Source organism: Bradyrhizobium sp. Pha-3 (assembly GCF_042258325.1).
In the GTDB taxonomy this organism is placed as follows: Bacteria; Pseudomonadota; Alphaproteobacteria; order Rhizobiales; family Xanthobacteraceae; genus Bradyrhizobium; species Bradyrhizobium elkanii.
The window spans coordinates 3183869-3195918 of sequence record NZ_CP170151.1 but is presented as its reverse complement, the minus strand read 5'-3'; the positions used below and the strand labels follow the sequence as shown (position 1 = coordinate 3195918).

The window sequence follows — 12050 nt, the reverse complement described above, 5'->3', positions numbered from 1 at the left end:
TACGCATCACGCCTTCTTCATCTTCTCCCGCAGCACGCGCCAGCGCTCCTGCGCCTCCTCCGGCCAGACCTCTTTCCGATCGTAATACTCGGCGAACACCTTGGCGCCCGGCGGGAACGTCACCCAGGGCTGCTTCGACGACGTGAAGATGTGGACGTCCGGCGGACACTGGTTCGGATCGTCCAGCGTGCCGACGCGGACGAAGCGCACCGCGGGTCCCGCGCCCGGATAATTGCTCCACACCGCGACCTTGCAGATGGGGCAGCGCGCGATCTTCTGCCCCTTGCCGCTCGCCGATGGCGTGTCGACAATCTCGGGCTCGGCCACGATATGCTCGACCCGCTCGGCCTCGTACATCGCGTTGAGCGCATGCACAGTGCCGGTCTCGCGCTGGCACCAGGTGCAGTGGCAGGCGTGCACGATCAGCGGCCTGCCGGTCAGGCGGTAGCGGACGTTTCTGCAGGTGCATCCACCTTCCATGTCGTACCGCCTCCTCTGCGTTAGTGCTTGCCGGCTCCCATGTAACCGAACAGGAAGCCCGCCACCTTGCGCTTCTGGATCTCCTCGCTGCCTTCGGTGATGCGGTAGCGGCGATGGTGGCGGTAGATGTGCTCGAACGGCTTGTGGCGCGAATAGCCCATGCCGCCATGCACCTGCATCGCGCGGTCGGCGGCTTCGCAACACAGGCGGTTTGCCCAGAAATTGCACATCGAGACCCGGTCCGACAGCGTGTGCTCGACCTGGGCCTGGGTCAATTGATCCATCTCCCAGGCGGTCTTGCGGATCAACAGCCGCAGCATCTCGGCCTGGGTCGCGAGCTCGACCAGCGGCCACTGGATCGCCTGGTTCTCGGCCAGCGCCTTGCCGAACGGCTTGCGCTCGCGGGCATATTTCACGCTCTCATTGATGCAGTAGACCGCAGCGCCGAGCGAGCTCGCCGCCTGGCGGATGCGATTCTCGTGCACGAAGCATTGCGCCAGCGACAGCCCGCGGCCGACCTCGCCGAACTGCGCATCCTCGGGCACGAACACATCGGTGAAGCTGACCCGCGGATGGTCGGTCGGCATGTTGAAGGTCCACATATACTCCTCGACCTTCACGCCCGCCGATTTCGCCGGCACCAGGAAGCAGCTGATGCCGCGGGCGTCGCCGTCGTTGCCCGAGGTGCGGGCAAACAGCGCGCAGTGCGTCGCGACATGCATGCCTGTCGTCCACATCTTCTCGCCGTTGATGATCCAGCCCTTGACGTTGTCACGCGTGGCCTGGACCGCTTTGGTTTCCATATGCGTGGCGTCCGAGCCGTGCTCGGGCTCGGTCAGACCAAACGTGATGCGGTACTTGCCGGTGATCGAGCCGTCGATCATCGCCTTCTGCTCGTCGGTTCCGTAGCGGTCGAGCATGGTCACGATCGGCAGATTGCCGACGATCGAGTGCTCGTTCTGCAGGTCGTTGTGCAAGCCGAGACCCTTCGAGGCAAAATGTTCGCGGATCACAGCCATCCAGAGATTGGAGCCGTCCTTGCCGCCGTAACGCTTCGGGATCGCGAAGCGCAGATGGCCGGCCGCATCGGCCAGGTTCTTGGCCTTGCGCAGCAAGAGCTCCCATTCATGGCGCGGCAGGCCGCCCTTGTCGAAATCGGTGCGCGCCCATTCACGGCGATGGTCGAAGAAGCGGATGTTGTCATCAGCCTCCTCCAGCGGCTTGATCTCGCGTTCGATGAAGCGATCGAGCTCGGCGAGATAGGCTGTCAGGTCAGCCGGCAGATTGAAATCCAAGGCAGTCTCTCCCGGAAATATTGTTGATTCTGATTTTGCGTCTAGACGCTGTCGCGCATCCACGTTCGGATCGATTAAGGTGAGAAGCCTGTCGCCAAGTCAAGCAGGTGAGCGAGGCTTGCGCGCGCGGTCGCCTTGCGTAATTGGATGGCACGGAACGCCGCGCAGGCGCTAGGATAAGAGCAATATTCTTCGCCGCAGAAAATCGACGGGAGCAAACATGGATCTGAAATTCTCCAAGGTGACGCGCAAGGGTCCCATCACCATCGTGACGCTGTCGCGGCCCGAGGTTTACAACGCGCTGCATATCGATGCGCATTTCGAGCTCAACAAGGTGTTCGACGACTTCTCCGCCGACCCGGAGCAGTGGGTCGCGATCGTCACCGGCGCCGGCGACAAGGCGTTCTGCGCCGGCAACGACCTGAAATGGCAGGCCGCCGGCGGCAAGCGCGGCTGGGACAAGGGCGGCTTTGCCGGCCTCACCACCCGCTTCGACTGCGACAAGCCGATCATCGCCGCCGTCAACGGCGTCGCGATGGGCGGCGGGTTCGAGATCGCATTGGCCTGCGACCTGATCATCGCTTCCGAGAATGCGACCTTCGCCCTGCCCGAGCCGCGCGTCGGCCTCGCGGCGCTGGCTGGCGGGCTGCACCGGCTGCCGCGCCAGATCGGGCTGAAGCGCGCCATGGGCATGATCCTGACCGCGCGCCATGTCAGCGCCAAGGAAGGCCTCGAACTCGGCTTCGTCAACGAGGTGGTGCCGCAGGGCGAGGCGCTCGCAGCCGCCGAGCGCTGGGCCGAGACCATCACCAAGAACTCGCCGATGTCGATCCGCGCCTCCAAGCAGGCGATCCAGAAGGGCCTCGAAGTCTCGCTCGAGCAGGCGCTGGCCGAGCAGCGCGACTATCCGGCGGTGAAGGCGATGGCCGCCTCGCAGGATTACATCGAGGGACCGAAGGCGTTTTCGGAGAAGCGCCCGCCGAAGTGGCTGGGGCGGTAAGACTTCGTCCACACCTCAATGGCGGGAGAGTGAGCGCATGGCTGTCTCCCCTCGTCGTCCCGGCGAAGGCCGGGACCCATTACCACCTATGTGAATTGTGGATGAAAGGCTGTAGCCCCAGCATCGCACCACAAGTGAGATTTGGGGTTATGGGTCCCGGCCATCGCCGGGACGACGGCGAGGTTGTTGGAGCGCAGCCAAACGCATCAGCGCTCTCGCCGCGTCGTGATGGGTTTCGCTGCGCTCTACCCATCCTACTTTTCGAGTTCCCGCTTGTAGGACGCGTAGTTCGGCTGGTCGACGGCGAGCTTGTCCAGCGTGGTCTGCCACAGATGCTCCGATAGCCCCGGCGTTTTCAGATCGACCTCGCCACCGGCGATCTTGTCCGACAGCACGCGGTTCAGCTCCATCAGCGTTCCGTCGGTACCCAGCAACTGCTTCAGCCGCGCGGCCTCGGTCGCATCGCCGGCCTCGGCGAGCGCGAGCTGTCGCGTCACCAGATCGAGCGCGTTGATGCCGACGCGCAGCTTGAAGCCGTTGTGCCCCTTGATCGCGGGCGCGATCTCGCTGCGCAGGAAATCGGCGACGGCCTTGATCAGTTCGGTCGGTGTCGGTTCGTCCTGCATCTCAACGACCTCTCGGTGCGAGTAGCCTAAGCAGATCAATCTCCGTCTCCGACGCGCGCCGCCCGATCATCGCGCGCTCCATCGAGTGATCCGGGCCACTTCGGAAGCGCTGCATCATGCCGCAGCACATCACGCCCCAGCGCAGCGTGCCCATCACTTCCCAGAACATCACGCGGTCGGGGTCGGCCTTGCGGCCGGCTTCTGCATAGCCCGCGAACAAATCTTCGCGTGTGCCGAAGCCGCCGACCGGCTTGTCGATCTCGCCGAAGCGCCACGAGTTGACGCAGATCCAGCCGAGATCCTCCATGGGATCGCCGGTATGCGCGAGCTCCCAGTCGAGCACCGCGCGCACCCCCTCGGGGCCGATGATCAGATTGCCATGGCGGAAATCGCCATGCACCAGCGTCGTCTCCGACGACGGACCGGGATCGTGATCGCGCAGCCAGCGCAGCGCGAGTTCGAACACCGGCCGCGGCCAGTTGAAGCTGTAATACTCGCGGGAGAGATCCTCGATCTCCCTGGTCGCGGTCAGGCTGCGGAGCTTCGGCAGTTTGGCCTGCGGCAGGCCGTGGATGCCGGCGATGACGCGGCCGAGCTGGCGGGCGAGAATCGGCCGCGCGCCCGCAAATTCCTCGTCGCGCAAAATTTTCCGCGCGATGGTCTCGCCTTCAACCCGCGCCATGATGAAGCCGCGGCCAAGGCCGTCCTCCGGCCTCAAGACATGCATCACCTTCGGCGACGGCAGGCCCGCGTCATGCGCGAGCTGCATCAGCGTCGCCTCGGCATCGAGGCCGGCGGCGCGGCCCGGCGCGGCGCCGTAGCCCGGCGGCGCGCGGCGCAGGATCGCGCCGATAGTGCCGTTCGGGTGCACGATGTCGAACGTCCAGGTCTCCTGGCTGGCGCCGCCGGAGAGTTTTGCCGCGCCGGTGACGCCGGTTGCCCCTGGGTGAAACGAGGCGACGCAGCGGGTGAGTTCGGTCTCGATCATTTGCCCTTGAACTTCGCCGGCCGCTTCTCGAGGAATGCGGTGACACCTTCCTTGAAATCCTCGGCGCTGCCCGCGATGCGCTGCGACTCGAATTCCAGATTGAGCTGATCCTCGAGGGTATTTTCCGGGCTGTCCCAATAGAGCTTGCGGATCAGCGACAGCGCGACCGTCGGGCCGTTGGCGAGGTCATGCGCGAGCTTCATGGTCTCCTCCATCAGCGCGCCGTCGTCATAGACGCGGTTGACGAGGCCCCACTCCAGCGCCTTCTCGGCCGGCAGCCGCTCGCCGAGCAGCGACAGCTCGACCGAGCGCGCCTTGCCGATCAGCCGCGGCAACAGCCAGGTCGAGCCGCAATCCGGCACCAGGCCGATCCGGCGGAACGCCTGCAGGAAATAGGACGAGCGCGCGCACAGGATGATGTCGCCCATCAGGGCGAAGCTCATGCCGGCGCCGGCGGCCGGCCCGTTCACCGCCGTCACGATCGGACAGTGCAGCTTACGCAATCGGCGCAGGAACGGATGGAACGCGGTCTCCAGCGCCGCGCCGGCATTGCTCTTGCCAAGCTTCTGCTGGTTGCGGCCCTGCAGATTGGCGCCGGTGCAGAAGGCGCGGCCGGCACCCGTGATCACCAGGCAGCGCACCTCGTCGCGCTTGTCGTCGATCGCATCGAGTGCCTCGGCAAGCCCGCCGAGCATGTCGATCGAGACCGCGTTCATGACTTCCTGGTGGTCGAGCCTGAGGATCGCGACCGATCCGTCGAAGTCGAGCGTGACGTGTTTGAACTGCATGGTTTCCTCTTCACCTTGTTTCGGCGGTTGGTACCGCGGTAGGTCGATGCTTCGACCCATATTTGATTTTTGTGCCGGGCTTGTCCATGGTCGGCGGCAAGCCCATCCGTGAACGCGTGATTAGCGCGCACCAAACCAAATGGAAACCCCAATGAGTGGCATCTTCGATCTCACCGGCCGCGTCGCTGTCATCACCGGCGGCAATGGCGGCATCGGCCTCGGCATCGCGCAGGCGCTGAACGCCGCCGGCTGCAACGTCTCGATCTGGGGACGCAACGCGGAAAAAAACGCCAACGCCGCGGCCTCGATGAAGGCCGGCCCCGGCAAGGTCGCGACGCAATTCTGCGACGTCAGCGATCCCGGCTCGGTCAAGACCGCGATGAAGGCAACCCTCGACACCTTCGGCCGCGTCGACGGCTGCTTCGCCAATGCCGGCATCGGCGGCGGCGGACGAAGAGCCTTCATCGACCGCACCGAGGAAGAATGGCGCAAGATGTTCGCGACCAATCTCGACGGCGTGTTTCACGTATTCCAGGCTGCGGCACGCCACATGACCGACCGCGCCGAGGCCGGCGATAAGTTCGGCCGGCTGGTCGCGACCTCGAGCCTCGCCTCGCTGTTCGGCACCGCGCGCAACGAGCACTATGCCGGCACCAAGGCGGCGCTGAACGCGCTGTGCCGCGCACTCGGCGTCGAACTCGCGCGCCACGGCGTCACCGCGAACGCGATCCTGCCCGGCTGGATCAAGAGCGACATGACCGCCGGCATCATGGCCAACGACAAGTTCGTCGCCAATGTGATGCCGCGCATCCCGGTACGCCGCTTCGGCGAGCCGAGCGACTTCGGCGGCATCGCCGTCTACCTCATGAGCAAGGCGTCGTCCTATCATACGGCGGATTGCTTTGTGATCGACGGCGGGTACACGGCGTTCTGAAGACTGCCCGCCTCCACATTCATTGCCGTCGTCCCGGCGAAGGCCGGGACCCATACGCCGCGGCGGGTGTTGTGAACGGGACTCGTCGTACCAGCATCGCACCACAAATGACATCGGTGGTTATGGGTCCCGGCCTTCGCCGGGACGACACTGAATATGTGGCGAGAGCTTGAATCATACATCCACATCGTCGCGGCGCTGCTGCGTCCGAGTCTTGCCTTACTTGCCCTCCTCCAAAGCAGAGGGCGCAGGGAAGGCCCGGTGCCGATCGCAGCGTAGCGCGGGGATGCGCAGTTGCGTAGCGCGGAATGACGGCCGGAGAGTGACGGGTAGAACAACGCGCGACGCAGCGTCGCTTCCGTCGTGGCAAAACTGCTGCTAGCGTTTGAGCCGCAAGGGACGCAATGAAGCGGCTTTTAACAAGCAGGGAGGATATTTCAGATGTTTTCACACGTGATGGTTGGCACCAACGATCTGGACAAGGCCAAGGCGTTTTATGATGCGCTGCTCGGCACGCTCGATGTCCGGCCGGCCCGGGTCGATGGTCACCGCATCATGTACCTGACCAAGGCCGGCATTTTCATGGTTTCCAAGCCGATCAACGGCGAGCCGGCGACGCACGCCAATGGCGGCACGATCGGCTTTGCCTGCTCTTCGCCGGAGCAGGTCCATGCCTGGCACGCGGCCGGCGTCGCCAATGGCGGCAAGCCTTGCGAGGACCCGCCGGGTGTACGGGAAGGTTCTGGCGTGAAGCTCTACCTTGCCTATCTGCGCGATCTCGACGGCAACAAGATCTGCGCGATGCACCGGATGGTCTGACGATCCGCGCGTCGTCCGCGGCGGCGTTCAAACAACGTTTGAAACGCCGTCGCTAAATTCCGCGATGCGGTAGAGGTGACCGGAAAATCCGTGCTCGCGCTTCGCGCCGCACGCGTCTATTGTCCGCCGCGAAACGCGCCTTCGCGAGGGAGAAAAGACAATGAAACATGCCTATGTGCCGCGGACCACGAACTACACGCTCAATCCGGGCGACGAGCTCAATGACCTGCGGATGTCGGACAAGGTCCGCCCGCTCTACGATCATGTGAAGCAGTTCATCCGCGACACGGTCGACCCGATGTCGGTCGAGTTCTATCGCGCCGGCGAGAAGAAGACCAACCGCTGGAGCTTCACGGACGAGCAGCTCGCGATCCTGCAGAAGGCCAAGGACAAGGCCAAGGAAGTCGGCCTCTGGAACTTCTTCCTGCCCGACGCCGAAACCGGCGAAGGCCTCAATAACCTCGACTACGCCTACATCGCCGCCGAGCTCGGCAAGAGCCCGCTGGCCTCCGAGACGATGAACTGCTCGGCGCCCGACACCGGCAACATGGAGGTGCTGGAGCGCGTCGGCACCAAGGCGCAGAAGGAGAAGTGGCTGAAGCCGCTGCTCAACGGCGAGATCCGCTCGGCCTATGCGATGACCGAGCCGAACGTCGCCTCCTCCGACGCCAAGAACATCTCGACCACCGCAAAGCTCGTCGGCGACGAGTGGGTGATCAACGGCGAGAAGTATTACATCTCCGGCGCCGGCGATCCGCGCTGCAAGATCATGATCGTGATGGTGAAGACCAATCCCGACGCCGCGCCGAGCAAGCAGCAGTCGCAGATCCTGGTGCCGATCGACACCCCCGGCGTCGAGATCCTCGGGCCCATGCACGTGTTCGGCCATGACCATGCGCCGCGCGGCCACATGCATCTGCGCTTCAACAATTGCAAGGTGCCGAAGGAGAACATGCTGCTCGGCGAAGGCCGCGGCTTCGAGATCTCGCAGGTCCGCCTCGGACCGGGCCGCATCCATCACTGCATGCGCACCATCGGCAAGGCCGAGAAGGCGCTCGACATGATGGTGCAGCGCGGCCTGACCCGCGAGGCGTTCGGCAAGAAGATCGCCCATCTCGGCGGCAACATGCAGATCATCGCCCAGGCGCGCTGCGAAATCGAGGCGATGCGGCTGATGGTGCTGAAGGCGGCCAAGGCGATGGACGTGCTCGGCAACAAGGAAGCCCGGGTCTGGGTCTCAATGGTCAAGGCCATGGTGCCCGAGCGCGCCTGCAAGGTGATCGACCAGGCGATCCAGATGCATGGCGCCACCGGCATCTCGCAGTGGTCCCCGCTCGGCGAAATGTACCAGGACGTCCGTCATCTCCGCTTCGCCGACGGTCCGGACGAGGTGCACTGGATGGTGGTCGGCCGCCACGAGCTGAGTATGTCGTAAAGACCTCTCCCTCTCCCCGCTCTTCGCGGGGAGAGGGTTGGGGTGAGGGGCAGCCTCCTCGAAGACGGTGAGAGAAGGACTCGCGGAGGCTCCCCCTCACCCATATCGCATCTTCGATGCGATACGACCTCTCCCCGCAAGCGGGGCGAGGTAAGGAAGCAAGTCTGCAAGGCGGGTTCGCGCAAGCGTGTCCCGCCTTTTGCTTTGCGAACCGTCGGCGGCAGGTTACCCTTGCGCCAACCCGCCCTACGCCTTTCGGAATGACCATTATGGAATATTCCCCCAGCGACCTGAGCCAGCGCGAACGCTACAAGGTGCTGACTTCTTTCGTGCTGCCGCGGCCGATCGCCTGGGTGACGAGCACGAGCACGGGTGGCGTGGTCAACGCCGCGCCGTTCTCGTTCTTCAACGTGTTCTGCGAGGACCCGCCGCTCTGCATGTTCGCGGTCAACCGCAGGCCGGACGGCCGCGAGAAGGACACCCTGGTCAACATCCAGCGCCTCGGCGAATTCGTGGTCAACCTCACCGACGAGCCGCTGGCGCGCGCGATGCATGAGACCTCGGGCGATTTCCCGCTCGAGATCGGCGAGCCCGATTATCTCGGCCTGAAGCTCGCGCCGTCGAGCAGGATCGCGGTGCCCCGGCTTGCGGATGCGCCGTTCGCGATGGAGTGCAAGACCTGGAAGCTGATCGACGTCAATGGCGACCGCCAGCTCATCATGGGCGAAGGCATCCATTTCCACATCCGCGACGAATTGTGGGACCGCGAGGCGATGCGCGTCCACATGGAGCGCTACCACCCGATCGGCCGCATGTTCGCCGACCGCTACTGCCGCACCGACGACCGCGTGGTGTTTCCCGCGGCCGAGGGCGCAAAGACGAAATAACAAGGACAAGACAATGAGCGAAACATTCCGCGACAACGAAGCGCAGAGCCGGTTCGAGCTCGCCGTCGATGGCGCCACCGCCTTCGTGGTCTACCGCAAGACGCCGGATACGATCACGCTGGTTCATACCGAAGTGCCTCCGGAGCTCGGCGGCCGCGGCATCGGTTCAAAGCTCGCCCGTGCCACACTGGATGCGGTACGCGCGCAAGGCATCAAACTCGTGGTGAAGTGCGAATTCATCCAGGGCTTCATGAAGAAGCATCCGGAGTATGATGACCTGTTGGGGTGATCGCAGGGCAGGTTGGCAAAGCGTGTCATCGTCATGGCCGGGCTTGTCCCGGCCATGATGCGTTTCGTTACGATGCGGCCTGCTCGACCTTGTCCTGCGTCTTCGTTTCGAAATCGCTGGCCTCATGCCGCTCGTGGAGCTGGCTCGACGGCTCGCCCCAGGTGCGGTTGACCATGCGGCCGCGCTTCACCGCCGGCCTTGCCGCAATCGCATCGGTCCAGCGCTGCACGTTCTTGTAGTCCTGCACCGAGAGGAATTCGCCGCCACCATAGAGCAGGCCCTTGGCAAGGCTGCCGTACCAGGGCCACACCGCCATGTCCGCGATGGTGTAGACATCGCCCGCGAGATACTCGTTGTCGGCAAGCCGGCGGTCGAGCACGTCGAGCTGGCGCTTCACCTCCATCGCGAAGCGGTCGATGGCGTATTCGATCTTGGTCGGCGCATAAGCATAGAAATGCCCGAAGCCGCCGCCGAGATACGGCGCGGCGCCCATCTGCCAGAACAGCCAGGAGAAGGTTTCGGCGCGGGTCTTGACGTCGGTCGGCAGGAACGCGCCGAACTTTTCCGCGAGGTACACCAGGATCGAGCCCGACTCGAACACCCTGATGGGCTCCTTCCCGCTGCGGTCCATCAGCGCCGGGATCTTCGAATTCGGGTTGACCGCGACGAAGCCGCTGCCGAACTGGTTACCGTCGATCTTGATCAGCCAGGCGTCGTATTCCGCGCCCTTGTGACCCGCCGCCAGCAGCTCTTCCAGCATCACGGTGACCTTCACGCCGTTCGGCGTCGCCAGCGAGTAGAGTTGCAGCGGATGGCGGCCGACGGGCAGTTCCTTGTCGTGGGTGGGACCGGCGATCGGCCGGTTGATGCTGGCGAAGCGCCCGCCGCTCTCCTTGTTCCAGGTCCAGACTTTCGGCGGCTCATAGGCAGGAATGTCATTCACGTCGTTGGCTCCCGATTCATGTTCTTGCCGGGTGGCGCGGCGGCCGCCGTGCCCATCCCATGTCCGCACTAGATGGTGCGCAGGCTGCACTTTGCCCACCCCGCGCGATCGCATTTTCTATCCAGCGGAATGCACCGCGAGGGATGCAGCCGGAGCAGCGCCTGCACGCAAGATCGCCGTGGCCGAAACCCGCTTGGCTTCGCTGACCGTGATGCGCTAGCGTTGCAGGGGCTGACGCCAACAAGCACAAGAAGCAGCCGCCGGGAGAAAACCAGTCCATGAAATCACCGATCTGCGACATGCTGGGGATAGACTTCCCCCTGCTCGCCTTCAGCCACTGCCGCGACGTGGTGGCGGCGGTCAGCCGCGCCGGCGGCTTCGGCGTGCTCGGCGCAACCGCGCATTCGCCGGAGACGCTGGAGCAGGAGTTGAAGTGGATCGACGCGCATGTCGACGGCAAGCCCTATGGCATCGACGTGCTGATCCCCGAAAACATCTCGACCGCGGGCGAGAAGAACGTCACCTGGAAGAGCCTCGAGGCGCGCGTCTCGCAGGAGCATCGCGACTTCACCCGCAATCTCTTGAAGAAATACGATATCGAGCTGACCAGCCGCAACGTCGCCGACAACCAGCCGCAGCCGTTCGACGCCGAGACCGCGCTGCAACTGCTTGAGGTCTCGTTCCGGCATCCGATCAGGCTGATCGCGAATGCGCTCGGCGTGCCGCCGAAGGCGATGATCGAGATGGGGCGCAAGCATGGTGTGCCGGTGGCAGCATTGGTCGGCTCCAAGGAGCACGCGCTGCGCCAGGTCGCGGCCGGCGTCGATATCCTGGTCGCGCAGGGCACCGAGGCCGGCGGCCATTGCGGCGAGGTCTCGACCATGGTGCTGGTGCCCGAGGTGATCAAGGCGGTCAAAAAGATCCGCGACGTGCCGGTGCTGGCCGCCGGCGGTATCATGACCGGCAGCCAGATGGCGGCCTGCATGGCGATGGGCGCGGCCGGCGCGTGGACCGGCTCGGTGTGGCTGGCCACGGTGGAGTCGGAGACCTCGGAGATCTTCCGCGAGAAGATGATCGCGGCCTCCTCGCGCGACGCGATCCGCTCCAAGGGCCGCACCGGCAAGCCGGCGCGGCAGCTCCGCTCGGTCTGGACCGACGCGTGGGACCGCTCGCCGGAAAGCCCCGGCGCGCTGCCGATGCCGCTGCAAAGCATCATCAGCCGCGACGCTTTCAACGCGATCGACCGCGCCGCTGCGGCCGGCAATGAGAAGGCGCGCGATCTCGTCAGCTATTTCGTCGGCCAGGGTGTCGGCCTGATCGACAGCGTGAAGTCGGCTGGCGCCGTGGTGCAGGAGTTCAAGGAAGAATTTGTCGAAGCCGTCGAGCACATGAACGCGCTGGTGGCGGAGTAGAGTACGTGGCCCATCCTTCGAGGCTCGCCCAGCGGTGCAAGTGCACCGCAAGGCTCGCACCTCAGGATAACGGTTTGCCTGCAGCCGTCGCCCCCGCGCAACGGCGAAGCCGTTGTCGCTGGAGGTGCCGTAGCGCAGCGAAGGCCTCGAAGGG

General features: G+C 64.7%; 13 protein-coding genes. 7 read left to right on the top strand and 6 right to left on the bottom strand.

Annotated features, from left to right (window positions below; translation table 11 throughout):
• Window positions 1-6: 6 nt before the first annotated feature.
• Window positions 7-480 carry a GFA family protein gene (locus ACE10X_RS14890; protein WP_038388014.1) on the bottom strand — a complete coding sequence of 158 codons (474 nt, stop codon included), beginning with the start codon at window positions 478-480 and terminating at the stop codon, window positions 7-9.
• Window positions 481-500: 20 nt separating this feature from the next.
• Window positions 501-1775, bottom strand: a complete 1275-nt coding sequence (locus ACE10X_RS14885; RefSeq protein ID WP_038388013.1) for an acyl-CoA dehydrogenase family protein — start codon at window positions 1773-1775, stop codon at window positions 501-503.
• A 220-nt stretch (window positions 1776-1995) separates the two neighbouring features.
• Between ACE10X_RS14885 and ACE10X_RS14880 the strand changes: the two genes are divergently transcribed.
• Entirely contained in the window at window positions 1996-2775 is a 780-nt protein-coding gene (locus ACE10X_RS14880; RefSeq protein WP_028331766.1) for an enoyl-CoA hydratase-related protein, read from the top strand.
• 254 nt (window positions 2776-3029) lie between these two features.
• Here the strand turns inward: ACE10X_RS14880 and ACE10X_RS14875 are convergent, their stop codons facing one another.
• From ACE10X_RS14875 to ACE10X_RS14865, 3 genes are read right to left on the bottom strand one after another with little or no spacing between them, the layout of a single operon-like run.
• Complete coding sequence (locus ACE10X_RS14875; protein WP_038388011.1) at window positions 3030-3401, bottom strand: DUF6285 domain-containing protein; 372 nt, start codon at window positions 3399-3401, stop codon at window positions 3030-3032.
• Window position 3402: 1 nt separating this feature from the next.
• The gene (locus ACE10X_RS14870) at window positions 3403-4389 is read right to left on the bottom strand and encodes a phosphotransferase family protein (protein WP_038388010.1); all 987 of its coding nucleotides are present in this window, start codon (window positions 4387-4389) and stop codon (window positions 3403-3405) included.
• Entirely contained in the window at window positions 4386-5177 is a 792-nt protein-coding gene (locus tag ACE10X_RS14865; protein ID WP_304556536.1) for an enoyl-CoA hydratase/isomerase, read from the bottom strand. The genes ACE10X_RS14870 and ACE10X_RS14865 overlap by 4 nt, the downstream gene beginning before the upstream one ends.
• 151 nt (window positions 5178-5328) lie before the next feature.
• On the opposite strand from ACE10X_RS14865, the gene ACE10X_RS14860 reads away from it, so the two are divergent.
• The 5 genes from ACE10X_RS14860 (at window position 5329) to ACE10X_RS14840 (ending at window position 9541) form a co-directional block, all read left to right on the top strand.
• Entirely contained in the window at window positions 5329-6111 is a 783-nt protein-coding gene (locus tag ACE10X_RS14860) for an SDR family NAD(P)-dependent oxidoreductase (RefSeq protein ID WP_038388007.1), read from the top strand.
• 441 nt (window positions 6112-6552) lie between these two features.
• Window positions 6553-6930, top strand: a complete 378-nt coding sequence (locus ACE10X_RS14855) for a VOC family protein (protein WP_038388006.1) — start codon at window positions 6553-6555, stop codon at window positions 6928-6930.
• 160 nt (window positions 6931-7090) lie between these two features.
• The gene (locus ACE10X_RS14850) at window positions 7091-8365 is read left to right on the top strand and encodes an acyl-CoA dehydrogenase family protein (RefSeq protein ID WP_038388005.1); all 1275 of its coding nucleotides are present in this window, start codon (window positions 7091-7093) and stop codon (window positions 8363-8365) included.
• A 269-nt stretch (window positions 8366-8634) separates the two neighbouring features.
• Window positions 8635-9252: a flavin reductase family protein gene (locus tag ACE10X_RS14845; RefSeq protein WP_038388004.1), complete on the top strand. Its 618-nt coding sequence runs from the start codon at window positions 8635-8637 to the stop codon at window positions 9250-9252.
• A 13-nt stretch (window positions 9253-9265) separates the two neighbouring features.
• Window positions 9266-9541: a GNAT family N-acetyltransferase gene (locus tag ACE10X_RS14840; protein WP_038388003.1), complete on the top strand. Its 276-nt coding sequence runs from the start codon at window positions 9266-9268 to the stop codon at window positions 9539-9541.
• Window positions 9542-9608: 67 nt separating this feature from the next.
• Here ACE10X_RS14840 and yghU read toward each other — a convergent pair whose 3' ends face one another.
• Window positions 9609-10484, bottom strand: coding sequence for a glutathione-dependent disulfide-bond oxidoreductase (yghU, locus tag ACE10X_RS14835; protein WP_038388002.1), 876 nt, complete (start codon window positions 10482-10484; stop codon window positions 9609-9611).
• Window positions 10485-10762: 278 nt separating this feature from the next.
• On the opposite strand from yghU, the gene ACE10X_RS14830 reads away from it, so the two are divergent.
• On the top strand, window positions 10763-11896 hold the full coding sequence (locus ACE10X_RS14830; protein WP_038388001.1) for a nitronate monooxygenase: 1134 nt from the start codon (window positions 10763-10765) through the stop codon (window positions 11894-11896).
• Window positions 11897-12050 lie beyond the last annotated feature (154 nt).